Annotated in this window: 20 protein-coding genes; 7 read left to right on the top strand and 13 right to left on the bottom strand. The window is 58.8% G+C overall.

Annotated features, from left to right (window positions below; all coding sequences use genetic code 11):
• Positions 1–7: 7 nt before the first annotated feature.
• The 3 genes from murJ to HMPREF3158_RS03390 are packed head-to-tail and all read right to left on the bottom strand — an operon-like array spanning position 8 to position 5,784.
• Positions 8–3,184, bottom strand: a complete 3,177-nt coding sequence (gene murJ, locus HMPREF3158_RS03400) for a murein biosynthesis integral membrane protein MurJ (protein ID WP_062036529.1) — start codon at positions 3,182–3,184, stop codon at positions 8–10.
• A 12-nt stretch (positions 3,185–3,196) separates the two neighbouring features.
• Positions 3,197–5,203, bottom strand: coding sequence for a DUF6049 family protein (locus HMPREF3158_RS03395; protein WP_062036531.1), 2,007 nt, complete (start codon positions 5,201–5,203; stop codon positions 3,197–3,199).
• Positions 5,200–5,784, bottom strand: coding sequence for an NUDIX hydrolase (locus tag HMPREF3158_RS03390; protein ID WP_061925480.1), 585 nt, complete (start codon positions 5,782–5,784; stop codon positions 5,200–5,202). The genes HMPREF3158_RS03395 and HMPREF3158_RS03390 overlap by 4 nt, the downstream gene beginning before the upstream one ends.
• A gap of 28 nt (positions 5,785–5,812) precedes the next feature.
• Between HMPREF3158_RS03390 and HMPREF3158_RS03385 the strand changes: the two genes are divergently transcribed.
• The 4 genes from HMPREF3158_RS03385 to HMPREF3158_RS03370 are packed head-to-tail and all read left to right on the top strand — an operon-like array spanning position 5,813 to position 8,870.
• Entirely contained in the window at positions 5,813–7,216 is a 1,404-nt protein-coding gene (locus HMPREF3158_RS03385) for a CCA tRNA nucleotidyltransferase (protein WP_062036533.1), read from the top strand.
• 3 nt (positions 7,217–7,219) lie between these two features.
• Positions 7,220–7,816: a YqgE/AlgH family protein gene (locus tag HMPREF3158_RS03380; RefSeq protein ID WP_062036535.1), complete on the top strand. Its 597-nt coding sequence runs from the start codon at positions 7,220–7,222 to the stop codon at positions 7,814–7,816.
• 17 nt (positions 7,817–7,833) lie between these two features.
• Complete coding sequence (locus HMPREF3158_RS03375; RefSeq protein ID WP_062036537.1) at positions 7,834–8,538, top strand: AzlC family ABC transporter permease; 705 nt, start codon at positions 7,834–7,836, stop codon at positions 8,536–8,538.
• Positions 8,538–8,870, top strand: a complete 333-nt coding sequence (locus tag HMPREF3158_RS03370; protein ID WP_062036539.1) for a branched-chain amino acid transporter permease — start codon at positions 8,538–8,540, stop codon at positions 8,868–8,870. Before HMPREF3158_RS03375 ends, HMPREF3158_RS03370 begins: the two co-directional genes overlap by 1 nt.
• Before the next feature lie 20 nt (positions 8,871–8,890).
• Here the strand turns inward: HMPREF3158_RS03370 and HMPREF3158_RS03365 are convergent, their stop codons facing one another.
• Together HMPREF3158_RS03365 and HMPREF3158_RS03360 are read right to left on the bottom strand one after the other, a co-directional pair.
• Positions 8,891–9,202: a hypothetical protein gene (locus HMPREF3158_RS03365; RefSeq protein WP_061925465.1), complete on the bottom strand. Its 312-nt coding sequence runs from the start codon at positions 9,200–9,202 to the stop codon at positions 8,891–8,893.
• Positions 9,199–10,158, bottom strand: coding sequence for a bile acid:sodium symporter family protein (locus HMPREF3158_RS03360; protein WP_062036541.1), 960 nt, complete (start codon positions 10,156–10,158; stop codon positions 9,199–9,201). Before HMPREF3158_RS03360 ends, HMPREF3158_RS03365 begins: the two co-directional genes overlap by 4 nt.
• An 84-nt stretch (positions 10,159–10,242) precedes the next feature.
• Here HMPREF3158_RS03360 and HMPREF3158_RS03355 point away from each other — a divergent pair, with 84 nt between their 5' ends.
• Positions 10,243–10,605: an oxidoreductase gene (locus HMPREF3158_RS03355; RefSeq protein WP_062036543.1), complete on the top strand. Its 363-nt coding sequence runs from the start codon at positions 10,243–10,245 to the stop codon at positions 10,603–10,605.
• An 86-nt stretch (positions 10,606–10,691) separates the two neighbouring features.
• Here HMPREF3158_RS03355 and HMPREF3158_RS03350 read toward each other — a convergent pair whose 3' ends face one another.
• The gene (locus HMPREF3158_RS03350; RefSeq protein ID WP_062036545.1) at positions 10,692–11,063 is read right to left on the bottom strand and encodes a Rieske (2Fe-2S) protein; all 372 of its coding nucleotides are present in this window, start codon (positions 11,061–11,063) and stop codon (positions 10,692–10,694) included.
• 236 nt (positions 11,064–11,299) lie between these two features.
• On the bottom strand, positions 11,300–11,755 hold the full coding sequence (locus HMPREF3158_RS03345) for an SdpI family protein (protein ID WP_062036547.1): 456 nt from the start codon (positions 11,753–11,755) through the stop codon (positions 11,300–11,302).
• A gap of 167 nt (positions 11,756–11,922) precedes the next feature.
• On the opposite strand from HMPREF3158_RS03345, the gene HMPREF3158_RS03340 reads away from it, so the two are divergent.
• Complete coding sequence (locus tag HMPREF3158_RS03340; RefSeq protein ID WP_070497326.1) at positions 11,923–13,140, top strand: dicarboxylate/amino acid:cation symporter; 1,218 nt, start codon at positions 11,923–11,925, stop codon at positions 13,138–13,140.
• Positions 13,141–13,258: 118 nt separating this feature from the next.
• Here HMPREF3158_RS03340 and trpA read toward each other — a convergent pair whose 3' ends face one another.
• The 6 genes from trpA to HMPREF3158_RS03310 are packed head-to-tail and all read right to left on the bottom strand — an operon-like array spanning position 13,259 to position 19,930.
• Entirely contained in the window at positions 13,259–14,077 is an 819-nt protein-coding gene (gene trpA, locus HMPREF3158_RS03335) for a tryptophan synthase subunit alpha (protein ID WP_070497324.1), read from the bottom strand.
• Positions 14,077–15,291, bottom strand: a complete 1,215-nt coding sequence (trpB, locus tag HMPREF3158_RS03330) for a tryptophan synthase subunit beta (protein ID WP_062036553.1) — start codon at positions 15,289–15,291, stop codon at positions 14,077–14,079. The genes trpA and trpB overlap by 1 nt, the downstream gene beginning before the upstream one ends.
• A gap of 37 nt (positions 15,292–15,328) precedes the next feature.
• Positions 15,329–16,705: a bifunctional indole-3-glycerol-phosphate synthase TrpC/phosphoribosylanthranilate isomerase TrpF gene (gene trpCF, locus HMPREF3158_RS03325; protein WP_070497322.1), complete on the bottom strand. Its 1,377-nt coding sequence runs from the start codon at positions 16,703–16,705 to the stop codon at positions 15,329–15,331.
• Entirely contained in the window at positions 16,698–17,720 is a 1,023-nt protein-coding gene (trpD, locus tag HMPREF3158_RS03320; RefSeq protein ID WP_070497320.1) for an anthranilate phosphoribosyltransferase, read from the bottom strand. The genes trpCF and trpD overlap by 8 nt, the downstream gene beginning before the upstream one ends.
• A 21-nt stretch (positions 17,721–17,741) precedes the next feature.
• On the bottom strand, positions 17,742–18,386 hold the full coding sequence (locus tag HMPREF3158_RS03315; protein WP_070497319.1) for an anthranilate synthase component II: 645 nt from the start codon (positions 18,384–18,386) through the stop codon (positions 17,742–17,744).
• Positions 18,383–19,930 (bottom strand): anthranilate synthase component 1, encoded by a 1,548-nt coding sequence (locus HMPREF3158_RS03310; RefSeq protein ID WP_371326195.1) that lies wholly within the window; start codon positions 19,928–19,930, stop codon positions 18,383–18,385. The genes HMPREF3158_RS03315 and HMPREF3158_RS03310 overlap by 4 nt, the downstream gene beginning before the upstream one ends.
• Positions 19,931–20,225: 295 nt before the next feature.
• Between HMPREF3158_RS03310 and HMPREF3158_RS03305 the strand changes: the two genes are divergently transcribed.
• Positions 20,226–20,867, top strand: coding sequence for a hypothetical protein (locus HMPREF3158_RS03305; RefSeq protein WP_141740987.1), 642 nt, complete (start codon positions 20,226–20,228; stop codon positions 20,865–20,867).
• The last annotated feature ends 19 nt before the right edge of the window (positions 20,868–20,886 follow it).

Below are 20,886 nucleotides of genomic sequence, written 5' to 3'. Positions count from 1 at the left end.
AATAAAATTATGGCAATCCAACGACTTGCATCTCTGAGACGGCCGTCTTGCCGTCAAACATGATGAGCACGCCGTCGAAGCCCTCCTGGACCTTCTCTAATTCGATGTCCTGCTTGGAAGAGCTCAGCTTACCTTCGGCCAGCTCGGTGCCCTCTGGGTCCTTTGGATCGAAGTCGGCCATGTCGACGCCATAAACCGTGAACTTATTTCCCGTGGCGCCGTAGTGGCTCAGCTGCAGCACGTGCAACTGCGTTTTCTTCTCAAGGGTGACCAGCGCGCCTTCTTCCACGTTGACGCGGTCAGCTGTCTTGCCATCAATGAGCGCCTTCTGCGGCTTATTATCCGGAACCGTGAAGGCTTCCTTTTCCTTCAGCAACACGGGCGGCGTATTCGGGAAGCTCGTTACCGAAGTCGAAGGCTTCGACACTGGCGAGTCATCGCCCACCAGGGACATGATCCACGCCGTCAGCGCCGCCATCAACACCACGAAGACCGTGGCAAAGACGCCCAGCACAATCGCGCCCGATCCCGAGTAGCCGCGGCCGCCGAAGCCTGGGATGGCCTCTGGTTGTTCAACCTTTTCTTCCGGAACGTCGAGCTTGTGGACCTCAGGTGCTTCGCCCTCGCCTTCGAGCTCCGCGTCCTCCTTGGCGAACTCCTCAAGCTTCTGCGCGCGCTCGGCCAGTCCGTCTTCGGAATCGGCAATTTCTTGCAGTTCGCTGGAACCCGCGGCCTCGGTCAACAACGTGATCGTGGAGTTGATTCCATCGAGGTCGGTTTCTTCCGTGTTACGCTCCAGCACAGCGGGGAAAGCCAGCTTTGCGACGCCGTCGGTACCGATCTGCACGCGGCTGCGGTTGTCCAGACCCAACACCAAGCCGTTTTCGTGGGCCGTAGCGATATCAGCAACCAGCGGAGCCAGAGCACGTGCGACGGCCTTTGGATCCAGGTTGTGGTCTTCTGCAACCGTCTTCAACGGCGTGCCCTCAATCCAGTCAGCCACTACGAGGCAGCCCTGACGATAGGACAGGATCTTGATGTTTGATGCAATCGCCGAAAGATGAAGCTCGCTGAGCTTGCGGGTATTGCGGGAGATCTCAGCCGAGCGGCGGGCAGCTACCGCCGGGGTGGCCGGTGCCAGCGGAGCCTCACCAGTGGTGTCCACGAAAGTCAGGGAGACGAGCCTGCCAGAGGACTGTTCGCGGGCCTTCCAGAAGCGGGCACCGGGGACGGAGCCGTAGTCTTTCAACAAGCGGAAGCGGCCATCAGAGACCGGAGCGCCCGGCACCAGGCTCGGGCCGCGGACAATGCCAGCAGACATCGGTGGCGGAACCGGCGAGGAGTTGAATGCGTCTGCCGTGTAGACCGGCTGAATCTCTCGCACCTCCGGTTCTTCGATCTCGATAGCTTCGGCGTGCTCGATCTTGATGATCTTCGACATGCCCGGAATGCGCTGCAGCTGGCGGCCCAAGTTGATGACTTCTGGCAGTCCGGAGCGCGAAAGCACGATGCCGGCCACGACCACGAATACAACGCCCAGGAAGGCTACTTCGAGCAAGTAGACGATGGAAGGAATGCTGTCCGGCAAGACTAGGTTGAAGCACCAGTGGAGGGCGATTGCTGCGAGCAAGCCAATGCCACCGGCCAGGGTGGACCAGATGACGGTGGTGCGCAGTTCGCGGCCGCCCAGGCTGCCCAGCTTGCGCTTAAGCAGGAAGCCGCCGATGACCGCACCGGAGAGGAAGCCGAAGCCGTTCGCAGTACCCAGCAGGATTACTACGCGGTCGGTGGAATCAGCGACCATCGGAGCAAGCAGGGTCAGCGCGATCTTGGTGGCCGTAATGCCGGCGATGATGAAGGTCGGCGTCCAGGTTTCCTCACGGGCGTAGAAGACGCGCAGGTGCAACAGTACGAGCGCATAAGGAATGAGCGTGAACGCGGAGAAGCTAATAGTCAGGCCGAGCTGCTCTGCGCTCGATGCGCCATAAGCGCCGTATTGGAACAGCGCGCGGGCGATTGGAATACCGAAGCCGGTCATGAAGATGACGATCGGAATAAGAGCGATAAGCGTCAGCTTCGAACCCAGCGTGAGATCGCGAACCACGGCTTCGACATCGCCGTCTGCTGCGTTGCGCGAAAGTCGCGGCATGATGGCGGTCAGCAGCGTGACGCCGATGACGCCATAAGGCACCTGCAGCATTAGCCATGCGTTCTGATAGACCAACATCGCGCCGCGGTCGGCGTAGGAAGCTACCTGGGAAGTGACAATGTAGCCGGCCTGGGAAATGGCAACGTAGACAATAATCGCCAACGCCATTCCGCCGAACTGCTTGATGCGGTGATCGATTCCCCACTTCGGGCGCAGATCGATCTTGGCCTTAACCAGATAGGGAACCAAGATGAGGCACTGGACTACCACGCCCAACGTGGTGCCCAAGCCAAGCAAGATGACGTGCTTATCTGTCACGGGGGAAGCTGCCGTCGGATCCAGCTCACCCGGCAGCAAGCGGTACATCAACAGCACTGTAATGGAAATGACGTTGTTGATAACCGGTGCCCAAGCGCCCGGCCCGAATACATTCTTCGTATTCAGGATCGCCTGGAAGAGCGCGAATAGACCATAGAAGAGGATCTGTGGAAGCAACAGATACGCCATCGATGTGGCCTGGAAGGCATTAACTTTACTGTCTTCCGGGACCATCAATCTGGTAATCAGTGGCGCGAAAACGATCGACAAAATCGTCACCACCGCAAGTATCGACATCGCCAGGGTAAACAGCCTTCTCACGAAGGTTCTGCCGTTATCCGAATCTTCCTTTTCGGCACGAACCAAAACTGGAACCACCAAAGAAGTCAGCACGGCGCCCAGGACAATCTCAGTAATGAGGTTAGGGATCTGGTTTGCCGTACCGAAGGCAGTTCCGACTACTTCGCCGAGGGTTGCGCCAATGAGCATCTGACGTAGGAAGCCAGTGATGCGCGAAAATAGCGTGGCAATCGCCATGGTGCCTGTCGCGCGGACAATCGAGCTATTGGAGTCTGTCTCCTGCTCGTGGTGAGAGCCACGCAGTGTCGACTTGTCTTCTTCTGGAACGACCTGGACGGGTTCGATCCGTTTCTCCGGGACAGGTGCCGGTGGCGTCGGCGTCACGATGCGACGGCGGGAGCCATATTCATTAGTCATAAAAGGAACTAACTATCTCTTTTTCGAACTTTTCTTTTCTCTACGGCCCAGCCGGAAGAGCAGGGTTAAAATGAGAGCAAGAGCGGCAATGGTGCCGACTCCGTACACGCTTACGATACCGGCACGAGTCTGAACAGCGATATTTATCGGCTCGGAGATGGTCTGCTGGTTAGGCGTGGCCAACCACAAGCTGATGTCTGTTCGGTCGACGTCCGGCATATCTGCGGTCATGGTTACCGTAATGGAACCCTTTGCTGGGATGCGCACGCGCGACGGAGTGTTGAGCGATGCGTCGTCGGACTCATAGATAAGCGAGGCGTCGACAGGCAGCGGCAGTCCATTTTCCGCCACGATGAGCAGCGGCGATGAATCCGAGACGCGGGTATAGACGTTGCCCGGTGGGATCAGCGACACCGAAGAACGCAGAGTGCGCAGCATCTCAGATTGCTTGGACAGGCGGTAATCAAAGTCCCGGGTCAGCGCCAACAGCAGGTCGCGGCGCAGCGGCAGCGTAAACCCATAGCGCGTCATTGCAATCGCCGGGTCGTTGACCATGATGTTGGTCAGCTCATCCGTATAACGCGCCTGCTGCTCCACGCGCACGATATCCGTGTCGCTGTAGGCATTTTCATCTTCATAAGGCGAGCCCAACGGGCGTTCAGTCTCCTCCAACGGCAGCTGCGTCACTGGGCGCGGCTGCACCTTGTCATGCTCGATGAGCCGCGCCGCGGTCTCGAGCACCTTCTGGCCTTTTTCCGGGCTCAGGTTATTGGGCAGCTTGGCCACCACATCTTCTTCAGTTGCCGCAATGCTTAGCGATGCCGCGCTGCTCAGCGCCTCAGCCAGCGCAGAGTTCTCTGCCTCATCGTGGCGCAGATACGGGTTACCGTAGCCCGCCTTCGGATCCAGAAGCGCTCCCAGCGAGGCGTCGAAAGTTGCAGCTTTACCAGACCAGCCGGTGTTATCGGCCACCAGAGCCGGGCGTGAAAACTCCTGGGTGACATACCCGGCGTCGGGAAGCAGCAGCGTCGACGTCGGCTTGCCCAGCAGATCATCGAAGTGGCGGTCGATCGCCTCATGAGTCAAGAACTGATTATTAATGTGGGCCACCGCATTGATATCGGTGTTGCCCCACGGCAGCGCCATTGTGCAATCGATCTGCTTGAGGCGCTCAATCCACGCCCTCGCATCCGCGGAACCGCTGCCCTTCTCGCCGCGCTCCTCGGATTCATCCCTAAACCAAGAGTCGCGCAGGCGTTTTGGACGCTCCGCAATTGAAGGACGCGTGGAATTGACCGTATAACCATCGGCCATGCGGTCCACCGTATCCACCAGCGCAGGATCCAAAGCCACGCAGCCCGCGCCCTTTAAATCATGATCCAGGTAGGAGTCCAGCAACTTATCCAGCCGGCCGCCCTCACGCAGCTCCCCGGCCAGACGATCATCGCTCAAGATGAGGGACTCTCCCCCGGTCTCACCAGGCACGATGTTTATGTCCGCGGTGATCGGGTAGATCAGCGTCAGGGCGTGACGATTTTCCACCTGCGCATTGAAATCAAAGATCATGCGCTCCTCGGCAAAGCTATTGGCCTGCCCATTCTGGGTACCCGTCAGCGTGAAAAGCAGCGGGTAATTGCCCGGCTCCGTCATTGCGAGCGTGGGCTCCTGCCCCAAAGAAAGCGGCGCTTTGATCGTCACTTCCTTGGTATCCCCTGGGGCAAGGCTGCCTGCGCTTGTCGACGCCCCGTAGTACGGGTAGGTGCCCGCCGCCAGCTCTTCCTGGGCCTGCGCAGTGGTCGAAATGGCATCGCTGCGCCGACTCGTAATCTGCAGATCCTCGATCTCTTCTTCCGTCGGATTATGGATCCGGAAGGTCGCGGACATGACGCCGTCTTCGGTTGACTCGGTGAGCATGTCGAAGTCGAGCGTGCCCGACGACGTGGTCTGCGTGGTCTGCGCCTGCGCAGGAATCGGGGCAGCCAATGCTCCCGCGAGGATCAGTGCTGCCAGCCGCTTCACCGTGGGGTCGCCTTTCCTGCGGCGGCTTCCTTTCGGGCCAGATCCGGCAGCAGATCGTGCGCGATGCGCGCCAGCTTGCGTTCATCGGCATAAGCCAGGTGCTCGATGAGCTCCGAGACCGGGATCCAGGAGACCTCGGTGACTTCTGGGTCCTCGTCGTTCAAGACGCCGTCGACGAAGCGCAGCAGGTGGTGATGCACCGTCTTGTGGATGCGCACGCCCTCAGAGACGAACCAGTAATCAATCATTCCAAGATCCGCGAAGACCTTGCCGTGAATACCCGTTTCTTCCCAGACCTCACGCTCAGCGGTGACGTTTTTGTCCTCACCGTTTTCCACGTGCCCTTTCGGCATGGACCACAGCAGGCGGCCGCGGCGGTCGAGGCGCCCGATGAGCGCTACATAGATACGGGACAGATCTACCTGGTCCCCATCGACGGCTTCGGCGAGTCCGGACACGACAAGTCCGCCTGCGGAAGTCTCGTCACGCGTGGTCATGTGCGTGGCGGAGCTGCGCTGGGGGCGTCTTTCCGGACGGCGGCGGCGACGCCGTCTGCCGGAACCTTGTTCGTGCTTAGTCATCCTGGTTAATCGTAGTAGACTCACATCCGTGAATTTTCAGGACACTCAGCTAAACGGCGTTGAAAAGACTCTAGCCTCGCTCAGTGGCCTCGCAGAGCAATTTCGTGCTCGCGGAAACCGGCTCTATCTAGTCGGCGGCTCTGTGCGTGACGCGTTGTTGTCGCGCCTCGGCCACGATCTTGACTTCACCACGGATGCGCGTCCCGAGGTGGTCCAGGAGATTTTGGAAGGCTGGGCCGAAAAGGTCTGGGATACCGGCATCGACTTCGGCACTGTATCGGCCGTCTATAAAGGCCAGCAGATCGAGATCACCACTTTCCGCTCCGATTCCTATGATGGGGATTCCCGTAACCCCGAGGTAGTCTTCGGCGACACCCTCGAAGGTGATCTGGTCCGCCGCGACTTCAAGGTCAACGCCATGGCCATCGAGCTTAAGGAAGATGGGTTTGAGTTCCACGACCCGATGGGTGGCCTAAGCGATCTGCAAAACAAGATCCTCGATACTCCTGATAAACCGGAGATCTCTTTCCACGATGACCCGCTGCGGATGCTGCGTGCTGCGCGCTTTGCCTCGCAGCTGGAATTCCAGGTGGCAGATCGCGTCAAGGCCGCGATGGAAGAAATGGCTGGCGAGATCCGCCGTATCACCGTCGAGCGCGTGCAGGTCGAGCTGGATAAGCTGATCCTGGGCAAGCGCCCGGAAACGGGCATTGACCTGCTCGTTGATACCGGAATCCTAGATCATGTTTTCCCCGAGATTCCGGCGTTGCGTATGGCGCCCGATGAGCATGCACAGCACAAGGACGTCTATGTCCACTCGCTGACCGTGCTGCGGCAGGCCATCGATCAGGAGGAAGAGCCGGACCTTATCCTGCGCTGGGCAGCCTTGCTTCACGACGTCGGCAAGCCCGATACCCGCGATACCACCAACGGCAAGGTGACCTTCCATCACCACGAGGTCGTCGGCGCGAAGCTGGTGCGCAAGCGCCTGCGCAAGTTGAAGTACCCCAAGGCCACCGTCGAGGCCATCGGCCAGCTGGTCTACCTGCACATGCGCTTCCATGGCTTTGGTGAAGGCCAATGGACCGACTCTGCCGTGCGCCGCTACGTCACCGACGCGGGCGATCTCCTTCCTCGACTGCACAAGATCGTGCGCGCCGATTGCACCACCCGCAACGAAAAGAAGGCTCGCCGCCTGCAGCGCACTTACGATCACTTGGAAGAACGCATCGCGGAGATCGCTAAGAAGGAAGATCTGGCCAAGGTGCGTCCGGATCTCGACGGCAACGAGATCATGGAGATCCTCGGCCTGCAGCCCGGGCCGGAGGTTGGCCAAGCTTGGTCTTATCTTAAGGAATTGCGCTTGGAGGAAGGCCCGCTGGGGCGCGAGGTTGCTATTGCAAAGCTGCGTCAGTGGTGGGAGTCTAGGTAAGTAATGTATGCCGATAGACTTTTCAACGCCCTAGAGCGCAACGAGCCCGCCCCCGGCCAGCTTTTGATCGCTGCACCGGGCATGCTTTCTCCTGAATTCGCTCGCTCGGTGATCTTGGTGATCGAGCACAACGACGTGATGACCTTCGGCGTCGATCTGACCAAGCGCTCCGAAGTGGCCGTGTTCAACGTGCTTCCTGAGTGGCTGCCCCTCGTGGCTAAGCCGCAGGCGCTCTACATCGGTGGCCCGATGAATCAGCAATCCGTCATAGCGCTTGGCATGACTAAGCAGGGCGTGCGCATCGAGCAGGAGCCACAGCTCAATAAGCTTGCCCCGCGCCTGGTGCACGTGGATCTGCGTGCTGAGCCCGAGGAGATCGCTGAGCTTGTCGCCGGCGCGCGTTTCTTCGCCGGCTATGCGGAGTGGGGCCCTGGCCAATTATCGGAAGAAATTGATCGCGGCGACTGGTACGTTGCTCCGGCGCTTGCGCAAGACGTGCTCACTCCCGGTGCCGCTGACCTGTGGGGCGATGTTATGAAGCGTCAGCCTATGCCGTTGCCTTTGTATTCCACATACCCAGCGAATATTAATGACAACTAATGATCTAGTATTTGCGCATGCGTGAGGAGATTCTTAAAGGTCTGAAAGATACTGCGCCGGTAGCCTTAGGACTAGTACCGCTTGGACTCGCGTTCGGAATCCTGATTGTGCAAACCGGCTACGACTGGTGGTGGGCGCCCATCTTTTCCACCGTTATTTATGCGGGTTCGATGGAGTTCCTCGCCATCAATATGGTTACGGCAGGCACCAGTGCAATTGCCTCGTTGGTCACTGGTTTCATGGTTAACTTCCGCCATATTTTCTACGGGCTTACATTCCCACGAGATAACATCCACGGCCGTCTGGGCCGCGCTTATGCCACTTATGCGCTAACCGACGAGGCCTATGCCATCGTTTCCTCCAAGCCTAAGGATGAGGAAGTTAGCGGCCCACGCATCCTTACTATTCAGGGTCTGATTCAGTCCTCCTGGGTGTGCAGCGGAATCGTCGGCGCTCTTGCTGGCCAGGTTATCCCCGCGGATATCAAGGGCCTCGAATTCGCCCTCGTGGCGCTCTTCGTTGTCCTGACCATGGATGCCTTCCAAAACAACAAGGATTACTCTCTGCCGCTTTCCGCAGCAGTGTGTGGCATTCTTTCCGCGGTGCTGTTTCCGGGGCAGGTTCTCATGGTCGCACTGGCAGCCTATTTCTTGCTGCTGTTGATGCGTCACTTCTCTCCACGTCTTGATACCGCAATGATTTTGCGAAGGGGTGAGCGTTAATGCCAGCTGGCGTAAGTCTGTCCATGGTAGCGGCGGTGTTGCTGCCAATCTGCGTTGTTACTCTGCTGTTGCGTGAGCTGCCCTTTTCCTTCATCAAGGCGCTGAAAGGCAGCCAGTTCATCGGCCTGCTCGGCATGACGATGCCGGTGGGCGTTATGACCGTCCTGGTGGTTTATACCGTCTATGGACAAAAAGAAGCGCCCGGCGGAATCCTCGCCGCCTTGATTGGTGTGGTGATTACTGCCGGGCTGCACTGGTGGCGAAAGAGCTCCGCTTTCTCGATCTTCGGCGGGACTGTCGCCTATGTGCTTTTAGTTAACTTCGTCTTCTAACGCTTCTACCTCGAAGCGTCTTATAGATCTCCGTAGAGCGCCAAAGCCTCGGTCCACAGTGCCGTGAAATCCTCTTCGGAGACATGCTCCGCGCTGATATTCGGGTAATTGTCGTAGGTGTTTGGATGCGGCACCGTGGATTGCGGGATGTCGGCGTTTCCCACCGATTTATTTGGGGTGGCGGCGCCTGCCACGGCGTCGTTTGGCGCGAGCGCAATCATGCGCAGCATGGTGCAGGTCTCGGCGTCTACTTCTTCCATTTCCGCTACGTGAATGGCGGAACCGACGCCCGGGACCTCCATGGTAGTGCGGATGTACATCAGGGTGCTCATGACTGCCCAGCATACCGGGCGGCCAGCCAGGAGCAGATCATTAGCTGAACCTGGTGGTAAATCATCAGCGGCAGGATTAAAAGCCCCAATGAGGTCCCACCCGCCGCGAAGATAACTGACGCCATGGGCAGCCCGGTGGCGAGAGACTTCTTGGAACCACAGAATTCGATGGCGATGACGTCCTCGCGCCCGAACCCGATGTGGGAGCTAATGATGCGCGTTAGCCACAGCATGAAGGCCACCATAGCGATGGAAAGCGCCACGAGGGACACCAGCTCCCAGATCTTGATTGAGCCCCAGATGCCGTCGACCACTCCCTTGGAGAAGGCGCCATAAACCACCATCGCGATCGAACCACGGTCGACGATCTTTGTGCCTTTGTTAGCGGCAAAGTCCTTTACCCAGCGACGCGTGAGTTGACCTAAAACGAAAGGTGCAAGCAGAAGCAGACTGATCTCCAGGAAGACTCCCCCGTCTACCGATATGCCATCTCCCGCGCCCATCAGCGCCATGACTAACAAAGGAGTTAGGACGACTCCGACTAGGTTTGAGGCCGAGGCAGACACGATGGCTCCCGCGACATTTCCTTTCGCCACCGAGGTAAAGGCCACCGAGGATTGCACTGTTGATGGCACCAGCGTTAGGAACAGGATTCCCAGATACATGTCCTGTGAAATGAATGCCGTAAGTGGGCGAAGTGCTAATCCCAGCAACGGATAGGCCACGAAAGTAAAAGCCAAGATCGTTAAATGTAAGCGCCAATTTTTCAGCCCTGCCAGTGCTTCCGCAGTAGAAAGACGAGCACCGTAGAGGAAGAACAGCAGCGCAATAGCGATGTTCGTTAACGAGTCGAAGACTGCGGCAAATTCTCCTCTGGCCGGGAAAATAATAGCGACTATTACCGCGGAGACGATGAGCAAGATGAGCGGATCTATCTTCTTGAGGCGCGAAGTCATGAGCAAATCTTATCGGTAGCATGTGAGCATGACTAAGCTATTTACTCCGCTGACCTTGCGCGGCGTCGAGTTTCCCAACCGCGTGTGGATGCCGCCGATTGGATCTTTGATCGTCCAGCTTGGAATGTCGAGGAGACCGTCAGCCTTGCCGTGCAGCTGCGTGAACGTGGGGTCGACCTGATTGACGTATCTACCGGCGGCAACGCGCATGCCGATATTCCGGTTGGACCTGAATATCAGGTGGACTATGCCACTAAGGTCCGTGAAGCGGGCCTGCCGGTTTCGGCGGTTGGCCTCATTACTGAGCCGCAGCACGCCGAAGAAATTCTTGCTGCCGATCGAGCCGATGTCATTGAGGTTGGCCGTGCCGCATTAAAGGACCCCCTATTGGCCGCGACGCGCTGCCGAAGAACTCGGTTCACCGTTGGAGGCGCTCCCCTCCTATAGCCGCGCTCGGTGATTGCGTCTTAGTGTTTCGGCGTTATTAAGCAAAAGAGCGAGTGTTTCACGTGAAACACTCGCTGTTTTTGGTGTTAAGCCGAGACGTTCTTAACCTTGTCGCCTTCGGTCTCAACGCCGTACTCGGTCAGTGGCTTACTGCCCGGACCATCAATGACGGAACCGTCTTCCAAGTTGTAAGAAGTGAAATGTGTGGTGCAGGTTGCCGTCATCTCCTCGATCTGGGTGATTAGGCTGCCCTGGTGTGGGCAAGTCTGCGAGTATGCTTTAAACTCACCCTTCTTGGGTTGCGCGAAGATGACCTTGTCTACGATGATGGCCGAGCCGACCGGAACCTCGGTGGCTGCGATTTCTGCGCTTGGTTCCTTACCGCATGCGGCAAGGTAGGCGCCCGCGAAGGTGGTTGCGGAGCCAAGAAGGAAGATGCGACGTGAACACTGAGTCATGTGTCTACCCTATCGCATTCTTTTGGACATTCGGTCAAGTTTCCTTTCGACGGGTGAGGCCAAGTCTTGGAGTAAACAAATTCTTTACACTCCCCATTTTCGGCTGACATAAGTTGCCAATGTTAAAGTCACCTATGACGATAAGTCTTTAGACTATCTGATTTGTTAATTAACATCACTGTGTCTTTATGAAACGCCATGAAAATAGCCCCCGCGGCGCGAGGGCTGAAGGCTTGCTAGGCGCGATCTGCTTGCTCGGCTGCCTTGCGGAGCGCGCCGAGATCTACCTCGGGTTCGGTGGAGCCGCATCCATCGTCGCCACAGTTGCAGCTGTCGCCGCAGCCCTCTTCTGCCTTGTGGGCTTCATCCCACAGGAAGGCTGCGCGGGAACCCATGTTGGATCCGATGGACAGTGCCAGGATGGAAATAACAAAAGTCAGGGCCGGGATGGTCCACATCCAGCCGCGTGCGGAGATCGCCACGACTCCGCCGAAGAGCAAAGAGACACCAGCCAGCATCCAGAATGGGCCAGCGATTGCATGAGCATTGTCCCAAGCTTCCTTAGTCTTGCGGATCTCTACCAGGCGGAGGCCCACGACACTATTACCGGGGAGCTTACGCGCGGTGGCGAGGCCGCCCACGATGAGGAATATGGCGGCGAGGGTAAAGAAGATGATGGCTATCGCGAGCATGTCCCCTAGTTTATCCCTGAATTTGCCAGAAGAAAATCCAGCTCTTCGTGGGTTCGCGGCGATTTTACGATGAGTGTGAAAAGCCGCTCGTTTGGTAACATTCTGCTCGTGTTGTGCCAAAGAAAACAGTCGTCACACGCACCACATAACAATGAAAAGAAAGCTAAATGAACCTCAAGAGTATTACTGGCTCTTTGCTCTTTAAGATCGTCGCCGCGATCATATTGGGCATTGCTGCCAGCTTCATTCTGCCGGAATGGGCCGCGCGCATCTTCGCCACGTTCAATGGGCTCTTCGGAAATTTCCTGGGCTTTTTCATCCCAGTTCTGATTTTCGCCCTCGTGGCGCCTGCGATTGCGGGGCTTGGTCGCGGCGCCGGCAAGTGGCTCGGAATGACGGTCGCACTCGCGTATGGCTCCACAATTCTCGCGGGCTTCATTGCCTATGGATTGTCAGTCGCGCTTTATCCAACGATGCTTGCGGGCCAGAACATCGATACCAACGTGTCCGATATTGAGGAAGGCGCGCTGCAGCCCTACTTCACCGTGGATATGCCGCCGCCATTTGAAGTAATGTCGGCGTTGCTTTTGTCCTTCTGTATCGGCGTCGCGATGACTGCGGTGAAATCCGACACTCTCTACGCGGTGACCAAAGAGCTGGAAGCCGTCGTAGTCAAGATCATCTGGGGATTCGTCGTTCCGCTTCTGCCGATCTACATCTTCGGCATGTTCTTGTCGCTGGGAATGAATGGCAATCTTGGCGACGTCCTCGTTGCCTTCTCGAAGGTGCTTATCCTCGCCGTCGTCATGACCATCGTGTACCTCCTCTTCCAGTACCTGGTCGCTGGTGCAATCGCGCGGAAGAATCCCTTCGTCGCGCTAAAGAATATGGCACCGGCCTATTTCACCGCGCTGGGTACCTCATCCTCGGCTGCCACGATTCCGGTCTCCCTAGAGTCCGCGCTCAAGAATGGCATCTCCCGTCCGGTGGCTGGTTTCGTCATTCCGCTCGGTGCAACCATCCACATCTCGGGCTCGATGATCAAGCTGACCCTGTACGCTTTCGCCATCGTCACGATGACGGGCATGGATGTTTCCTTTGGCGAGGCGGCAGGGTTCATCTTTCTTCTGGCCATCATGATGGTTGCTGCGCCTGGCGTCCCAGGCGGTGCGGGGATGGTTGCGGTGGGTCTTCTGCAGGCAAACATGGGCTTCGATGATTCCCTCGTGGCGCTTATGATTGCGGCATACATTGCCATCGACTCTGTCGGAACCGCAGCGAATGTCACGGGCGACGGTGCAATCGCGATGATTGTGGATCGCTTCGCGCGCGGCGAAATTGAGGGCCTTGACGAGCAATCCGCTTCCCCAGCCGAACAACAGTAAGAGTTGGTTTTATAGGCGCTTAATCCAAAACTAGGGCCCGAGGATAGTTCAGGTGAGAACTTTCCCTCGGGTCCTTTTCGTTTTGCTTACGTTCTAAGAACCTAGCTACGTTGCGCTGTTACCGCTTGGTTGCGGCCTTCATGGATGCGACGAAGTCGGTGATGTCTTGCTTAAGGGCATCGATATCAATGTCGGTTTCACGTGAAACGTGCTTCTCAATGATCTTGGTGATTGCGGAGCCGGTGATAGCGCCCGCTGCGCCGGCGGCGATGGCGTCGGCAACATGTTCTGGGGTGGAGATGCCGAAGCCGAGGAGAACCGGAGCGCCTTCGAAGCGTTTGACGTTGGCGACCACTTCGTCGAGGCCGCGGGTCTCTGAGGCTTTCTCCGTACCAGTCACGCCATCGCGGGAGATGGCATAGATGTAACCCTTGGAGTACTTAGCCACGCCTGCCAAGGTCTTCTCGCTCGCCTGTGCCGGTGCGATGAAGATTGGGTCGACGCCAGCCTTTTCCGCGGCCGCGACGAATGGGGCGCCTTCGCGCACCGGGACGTCGGGAAGCAGGATGCTATCTGCACCCGCATCGTGGAACTCCTGATAGAAGTTCTCGATGCCGCGGGTGAATGGGACGTTGCCGTAGATCAGCATGCCGATGGGAAGCTCCGGAAACTCGGAGCGAATCTGCTTGATCTGCTCAATTGCGGCATCGACGGTCGCGCCGTTGGCTAGCGCGCGGATGTGCGAGGCCTGAATCGTCGGGCCATCGGCAACTGGGTCGGAGAAAGGAACGCCCAACTCGAGGGCGTCGGCACCGCCGGCGACGGCCGCGCGGACGATCTCCAGAGCTACTTCCAGAGAGGGATCGCTCAGCATGATGAAAGGAACGAATGCTCCCTCGTCCTTGAGGGCGGCAAACAGGGTGTCGTAGCGGCTCATTAGTTTTCCTCCTTGAGGCGCAGCTGTGGGTTCTGCTCGAGGGTGTGACGGACATGGTCGATGTCTTTATCGCCGCGGCCAGAAAGGGATACGAGGATGGTGATGTCTTCTTCTTTACGCTTCAACGCGTAGGCCAGAGCGTGGGAAGATTCGAGGGCCGGGATGATGCCCTCTTTCTTGCTCAGTAGCTGAAAGGCTTCGAGTGCCTCGGCATCGGTGATGCCGACGTACTTAGCGCGGCCGGTCTTAGACAGGTGTGCGTGCTGTGGGCCGACGCCCGGGTAATCCAGGCCGGCGGATATGGAGTAAGACTCCTCTACTTGGCCGTCAGCATTGCGCATCAGATAGGAGCGCGCACCGTGGAGGATGCCTACCGTTCCGTTGTTGATGGTGGCGCCGTGCTTACCGGAGTCGAGGCCCTCGCCTCCTGGCTCAGCGCCAACTAGCTCGACTCCCTCGTCTTCGATGAAATCGGCAAACATGCCGATGGCATTGGAGCCGCCGCCGACACAGGCGACGACGAGGTCTGGCAGCGCGCCAGTCTGTTCGATCATCTGTGCCTTGGCCTCTTCAGAGATGACCTTGTGGAACTCGCGCACGATGGTTGGGAATGGGTGCGGGCCGGCGGCAGTACCGAGGAGATAGTGGGACTCGTGGAAGGTTGCGGTCCAATCACGCAGTGCTTCGTTAACGGCGTCCTTGAGGGTGCCGGAACCGGTGTCGACTGGGACGACTTTGGCGCCCATGAGTTCCATGCGGTAGACGTTGGGCTGCTGGCGCTCGACATCCTTGGCTCCCATGTAGACCACGCACTCAAGGTCGAGCAGCGCGCAAGCCAGTGCGGTGGCGGTGCCATGCTGGCCGGCGCCGGTCTCTGCGATGATGCGGGTCTTGCCCATGCGCTTGGCCAGCAGAGCTTGGCCGATTACTTGGTTCGTCTTGTGTGCACCACCGTGCACCAAGTCCTCACGTTTGAGGAAGATGCGGGCCTTGCCGCCTAGCTTGGTTGCCTCAGTCAGCGGAGTCGGGCGGCCGAGGTAATCCTTCAGGTAGCCGGCGAGATCCTCACGGAAGGAGGGATCGTTCTGGGCATCTACGAAGGCTTGCTCAAGCTGATCGAGAGCTGGGATGAGGGATTCTGGCACGAATTGCCCGCCGAATTCACCGAAGTAGGCCGGGAGCAAGGTTTCCCTGGTTTCTTGTGTTTCAGTCATGTTCTTTCCTGTGTCGGGGTGTTGTGAAGAAGTCAATTTAAGGATTTGTGTAGTTGCGGATGGTTTGGAAGGCGCGGGCGATGAGGCCAGAGTCCTTGCCGCGGGAGGTCTCCATTCCGGAGTTGAGGTCGAGGCCGGCGGTGCCGACGGCGAGCGCTTCCTCCAGATTCTCGAGGTTGAGTCCTCCAGCGAGGAGGGCCGGGATATCACGTGGAACCGTGGACCAATCGAAGGTCTGCCCCGTGCCGCCGCGGCCGGTGTCGAGAACGAGGAGATCCGCGTCTCCGGCAAGCGCCCGCGCCAAGTCCGGGGCATCCGGCGCCGTCATGTCGATGGCACGCCAGACAAAGTTCGAATGCTTGCGGGCCTCCGCGATGAGCGCGCGCTCGGCTTCGACGCTCCCCTGATACGGGGCATGCAGCTGGATTGCGTGGATGCCCTCGAATGCAATCTCCGCGAAGTTGGATGTGCGGCGCGAGACCGCAACGTAACGCAGCCCCGGCTCGTGGCTGATGATCTGTTCCGCAGTTTCACGTGAAACATTGCGCGGAGAGTCCTCCTCGAAGATGAGTCCACCGTAGATGGCACCGGCCGTGCGGGCTGCCTGTGCCGCGGAAGGAGTACTGAGTCCGCAGACCTTGTTGTCGCCGTAGACGAGGCGGCGCGCGGCCAGGTCAATGTCCGGCTGGCTCGTCAGTTGAGAGCCGACGAGGAAAGCGTTGGCGTGGCCGCCGATGCGACGCACCGTCTGGTTATCGCGGATTCCTGACTCGGAGACAATGATCTTGCCTTGCGGAACATATTCCGCGAGCTTTTCCGAACGCGTCAGGTCGATGCTCAGATCGTGGAGGTTCCGATTATTGATGCCGATGATGTCGACGCCGAAGGCGACGGCGCGGTCGACCTCCTCCTTGGTAATCGCCTCCGTCAGTACGTCCAGTCCTAAGGAATCGGCGAGCGCCTTCAGCTCCGCGTAGGTCGCGTCGTCGACGATGGACATCATCAACAAGATGGCGTCGGCGCCATAGTAGCGCGCGGCATAAACCTGAATCGGGTCGATGATGAAGTCCTTGCACAGCACCGGCAGATGTGTGGACATCGCGACGGTTTGCAGATGATCATAATCGCCGCCGAACTTATCGGGTTCGCACAGTACCGAAATTGCCGAGGCATAGCGGGAGTAGATGCGCGCGATGGCACCCGGCTCGTAGTGCTCGCGAATAAGTCCGAGCGAAGGTGAGGAGGACTTGCACTCCATGATGAAACGATTGGTGCCATTCAGGGCGTCGTAAAGCGAACGCTCCGACTTCGGCAGGTTCGCCAGATCCACGTGGGCGATGCGCTCATGGATCTCCGCGAGATGGGTGCGGCGCCCCGCGACGATCCCTTCCAACACCGTTGGCAGCTTAGGCATAGTTGGCCTCCTCGTGGGTGCGCAACCACCCGGCCACCTGGCCGGAGTCGATGATTTCCTTCGCGTGGGCAACGCCCTCGGCAATGGTTGCGGTCTTGCCGTAGAGATAGAACATCGCGCCCGCCGCGGCGACGATGGCATCGCGGTGCGCGGGCTTGCCCTCCCCCGCGAAGACGTCGCGAAGCAGCTGCGCATTCTCCGCGCCGTCGCCGCCGACGAGGTCTGCGAGCTCGTGGCGTTCAACGCCGAGGCTTTCTGGCGTGACGTCATATTCGGTGATCTCGCCATCCTTTAGCTCCCACACGTGGGTGGTGCCGTGGACAGCAATCTCATCGGTGCCCGCACCGTGGACCACTAACGCGCGAGTGCGGCCTAGCTCCTTGAAGACTTCCGCGATGAGGCGTCCCTGCGCGGGGTTGGCGATGCCCATGATCTGAAACTCCGGGCGGCCCGGGGAAAGCAGTGGACCGAGGGTGTTGAAGATGGTGGAGATGCCGAGTGCTTTGCGCACCGGCTGCACGTGTGCCACCGCCGGGTTATAGGCTGGGGCGAAGAGGAAGGTGAAGTTGGACTCCTCAAATTGGCGTACAGCTCGCTCGGGGTTGAGGTCCAGTGGGATGTTCAGCGCCTCGAGGACGTCGGCCGAACCCGACTTGGAAGAGACCGAGCGGTTGCCGTGTTTAATCATCTTCACCCCATCGGAGGCTGCGACTAGCGACGCCGCGGAGGTGATGTTGATGGTATTCGCGCCGTCACCACCAGTGCCCGCGGTGTCCATCAGGCCCTCGCCCGTGATGGGGAAAGGGCGCCCGGCCTTCAGGAAGGCATGGGCGGCACCGGCGACGTCGGCAAGCGTCTCGCCCCTGGTGCGGATGTGGATGAGCAAAGCGGCGATGTGAATGTCGTCGTACTCGCCGACGGTCAGAGGAGTAAAGACCTTCTCGGCTTGTTCGAGGGTGGGTTCGGCGGTGTTCAAGTACTCCTGGAGCAGCTTCAGTGCGTTCTCGTTTTCCATTTAGTTGGCCTTTCCAAATATCTACTTCGCGGACAAATACTCGATGCAGCGTTCCAACATGATGGGCCCGGTGGGACTAAGTACGGACTCTGGGTGGAACTGGACCCCGAAGGCCATCTGGTCCTCGGTCTCGGCCGCCATGACGACGTCTCCGATGGCGGTCTCGGTGGTGGCCAGCGCCCGCATTCCTGTAGAGATTTGCTTGCAGCCCAGGGAGTGATAGCGCGCCACTGGGACTTGGGTGCCGACGTAATCCGGATTATCCGGCTCGGAGTCGACGGCGAGCCCGGTGAAGATGGGATGTTTCGCGCCAGCTTTAGTGAGGGTCATCCGGACCGACTTGCCGTGTACCGGGCCGCAGGGCTCGACGATGCCGCCGTGGTGATCCAGCAGCGCTTGGAAGCCGAGGCAGATGCCAAACAACGGGATCTTCCCCAGCACCTTATCGATGAGTTCCATCATGCAGCCGGCCTCGCGCGGGTGGCCCGGGCCTGGGGAGAGACAGATGATGTCGGGTTCCGCAGCCAGGACTTCTTCAACCGAGACGGTATTGCGGAAGATGGTCGTGCGGTAGCCGGCGAGTGCGTCGACCAAGTTGTAGACGAAGGAATCGTGGTTATCGATGAGCACCACGTGCGGGGAATGAGTCTGCGTGGAATGAGTCACCGGACAACCTCCAGTTTTGCGTTATGAGCGAGTGTGATGGCGTGCAGCACGGCATAGGCCTTGTGCAAGGTTTCATCGGCTTCGGCCTGCGGCACGGAATCGCGGACAACGCCGGCGCCAGCCTGAACCACCGCTACCCCGCCTTTCACGTAGGCGGAGCGGATGACGATGCAGTTATCCATGGAGCCATCGCCCTTCAGGTAACCCACTGCCCCGCCGTAGGAACCGCGGCGCGTTTTCTCGGTTTCGCGGATGAGTTCCATCGCGCGAAGCTTCGGGGCGCCGGTGAGGGTGCCCATGTTCATGCATGCGCGATAGGCGTCGAGGGCGTCGTAGTCCTCGTGGAGGGTGGCGGTTACACGTGAAACCAAGTGCATCACGCGGGAGTAGCGATCCACCTGGAGGAGCTCGGCGACCTTGCGGGTCTGTGGGACGGCCACGCGCGCGAGGTCGTTGCGGGCCAGTTCCACGAGCATCGTGTGCTCGGCAACTTCCTTGTTATCCGTGCGCATTTCGAGCTCATTGCGGATGTCGAGTTCGTGGTTGATGCTGCCATCCTTGTTGAGCCCGCGCGGCCGGGTGCCGGCGATGGGATAAAGCTGAACCTCGCGGCTTGGGGCGTCGAACTTTAGGTTGGATTCTGGTGAGGCGCCGAAAAGTTCGTAGTCCGCGCCGCGCACGTAGAACATATACGGCGAAGGGTTCGTCTCGCGCAGTTGGCGGTAGGCGGCGAAGGCGTCGGGGCAATCGAGGGAAAATGCGCGGGCGGGCACCACTTGGTAGATGTCCCCCGAAGTCACGTTATTTTGTAACTGTGACACAATGGTGCGGAACTCGGAGTCGGAGATCGAAGCTTCCGCAACGAGGCGATCACGGTCCGGCGCGGGTTCTAGAGCTTGCGGCTCGATGGATGCGAGCTCTGCTAAGCTTGCCGACGCCGCGTCCTCACTCAGGTCGACCGCATGCAACGCGGCGGTCTCTGCGGCGTGGTCGATGGTCAGTAGCGTCTGCGCGACGACAAACTCATAATCCGGATAATCGTTCGGGCCCTCCCCTACGGCGGGCAGTTTCTCGAAGGTCTCGAGATAGTCATAAGCAAAGCCGCCGCCGACGAATGGAAGGGCGCCATCCCGCGTGGAGTATCCGGCATCTAATTGAAGAGCGCGAAGTACGGCGGCGGTCGAAACGTCGCGGAGGCGCTCGCGCTCGTCGCTCTTCGCGGAAAGGCTAAAGGCGAACGCCTCGCCATCGAAGTACCCGCCAAGCTGATCCTTGAGGCGCTCCATCATTGCCTCGCCCACTTCAGTCAGTGGCGTGGCTGTGACACGCTGTCCCCGGCAGGTAACTTTCAATGCGGCCTGGAGAACTGCGATGCAATTGAGGTTCTTCTTCGACTCGATGTCGGCGGCCTCAAGGAGGAGGCTATCCTTCGACTGCGCGAGCCGGTGAAAAAGCAGCGACGCATCCTGCTCATAAGGTATCGCTCGGGAGGCGGTATGGAAGACCGGTCCGGAGGTAGGGGTTGGTGGCATTCGTGGTGGCATTCGTGGTGGCCTTTCGCGGCTATATGTTGTCTGTAGCTTTTAAAGTTTTGAAGCTTTAGATTCGCGCCGCGTGCGCCATGGTGGTTATAAAACCACGAAAGGCCCGCATAGCGCGAGCCTAAATCTTCTGGGTTCGAGTGAACTGGCCCGCAGTTACGCGCGCCACCACCAGTTCTGGGATTTGTTGGTCAGAAGTTGCATGAGACACACCTTAGCATGAGTGTGCGCTACGTGTGTGGTTTCGAGCACATTTTATGCACGGACAGAATGAATGCTCCGATGTATGGTTGTGACCATGGGCACACTTGAATCCAAACTTGCACCACTTCAAGAACAGTACTCGGAGCAACTAACCAAGCGCCGTGAGGAAGCGGCCGAGTCCTTCAAGCGTTTCATGGAAGTTCACGGCGACGATGAGGAGCTGAAGAAGCACAAGACATGGCAAGCGCCATATGTCGACGCCTTCGCCCGTGAGGTCGCTCCGAAGCTCAGTGTCGATGAGGTTGAGCTCGTGCTCGGCCAATCGCTGGTGGAATACCACGGCAGCGATTGGCTCGTGGTTGGAGAGGACGATGGCGAGCCAGTCCTCGCTATCTTCGATCCGGGCCGCCGTAGCGCTGCCGTTCCCCGCAACTTCGCCCGCGAAATCGTGGAAGGAAATTGTCCCAAGTTCTTCGGCCTCGACTGGGTCCAGGTCTGGGACTTTGAGCCGGATGCTCCGGAATATGCTCCGGGCAAGCCCATAGCGGTGATGGAACAAATCGTGTTGAGTGCCGCTTTCTATCGTGCGTTGAAGCACCCAGAAGAATCTTCTAACGAGGTCTTGGATAAGGTCCTTCCAGAATTTGAAGCTGCCGATCTCCGCGAGAAGGGAGCGGAGCTGAACCGCCAGCCGCTCGCGGAGCGTCTGGAAGCGCTCCTGGCTAAGCACTCCTAGGCGCTGCTAACGCTTAACG

The sequence above is a fragment of the Corynebacterium sp. HMSC06G04 genome (assembly GCF_001807365.1).
In the GTDB taxonomy this organism is placed as follows: Bacteria; Actinomycetota; Actinomycetes; order Mycobacteriales; family Mycobacteriaceae; genus Corynebacterium; species Corynebacterium simulans.
Note: the sequence above shows the minus strand (reverse complement) of the source record. Positions and strands in the feature narration are given on the sequence as shown.

What these genes read in the sequence shown, in the direction of transcription:
- trpB (WP_062036553.1), bottom strand. Translation starts at nt 15,291, where the DNA reads ATGACTGAAACACAAGAAACCAGGGAAACCTTGCTCCCGGCCTACTTC.
- HMPREF3158_RS03360 (WP_062036541.1), bottom strand. Translation starts at nt 10,158, where the DNA reads ATGACTTCGCGCCTCAAGAAGATAGATCCGCTCATCTTGCTCATCGTC.
- trpA (WP_070497324.1), bottom strand. Translation starts at nt 14,077, where the DNA reads ATGAGCCGCTACGACACCCTGTTTGCCGCCCTCAAGGACGAGGGAGCA.
- HMPREF3158_RS03345 (WP_062036547.1), bottom strand. Translation starts at nt 11,755, where the DNA reads ATGCTCGCGATAGCCATCATCTTCTTTACCCTCGCCGCCATATTCCTC.
- HMPREF3158_RS03350 (WP_062036545.1), bottom strand. Translation starts at nt 11,063, where the DNA reads ATGACTCAGTGTTCACGTCGCATCTTCCTTCTTGGCTCCGCAACCACC.
- murJ (WP_062036529.1), bottom strand. Translation starts at nt 3,184, where the DNA reads ATGACTAATGAATATGGCTCCCGCCGTCGCATCGTGACGCCGACGCCA.
- HMPREF3158_RS03305 (WP_141740987.1), top strand. Translation starts at nt 20,226, where the DNA reads ATGGGCACACTTGAATCCAAACTTGCACCACTTCAAGAACAGTACTCG.
- trpD (WP_070497320.1), bottom strand. Translation starts at nt 17,720, where the DNA reads ATGGAAAACGAGAACGCACTGAAGCTGCTCCAGGAGTACTTGAACACC.
- HMPREF3158_RS03375 (WP_062036537.1), top strand. Translation starts at nt 7,834, where the DNA reads ATGCGTGAGGAGATTCTTAAAGGTCTGAAAGATACTGCGCCGGTAGCC.
- HMPREF3158_RS03310 (WP_371326195.1), bottom strand. Translation starts at nt 19,930, where the DNA reads ATGCCACCACGAATGCCACCAACCCCTACCTCCGGACCGGTCTTCCAT.
- HMPREF3158_RS03340 (WP_070497326.1), top strand. Translation starts at nt 11,923, where the DNA reads ATGAACCTCAAGAGTATTACTGGCTCTTTGCTCTTTAAGATCGTCGCC.
- HMPREF3158_RS03365 (WP_061925465.1), bottom strand. Translation starts at nt 9,202, where the DNA reads ATGAGCACCCTGATGTACATCCGCACTACCATGGAGGTCCCGGGCGTC.
- HMPREF3158_RS03370 (WP_062036539.1), top strand. Translation starts at nt 8,538, where the DNA reads ATGCCAGCTGGCGTAAGTCTGTCCATGGTAGCGGCGGTGTTGCTGCCA.
- trpCF (WP_070497322.1), bottom strand. Translation starts at nt 16,705, where the DNA reads ATGCCTAAGCTGCCAACGGTGTTGGAAGGGATCGTCGCGGGGCGCCGC.
- HMPREF3158_RS03380 (WP_062036535.1), top strand. Translation starts at nt 7,220, where the DNA reads ATGTATGCCGATAGACTTTTCAACGCCCTAGAGCGCAACGAGCCCGCC.
- HMPREF3158_RS03390 (WP_061925480.1), bottom strand. Translation starts at nt 5,784, where the DNA reads ATGACTAAGCACGAACAAGGTTCCGGCAGACGGCGTCGCCGCCGCCGT.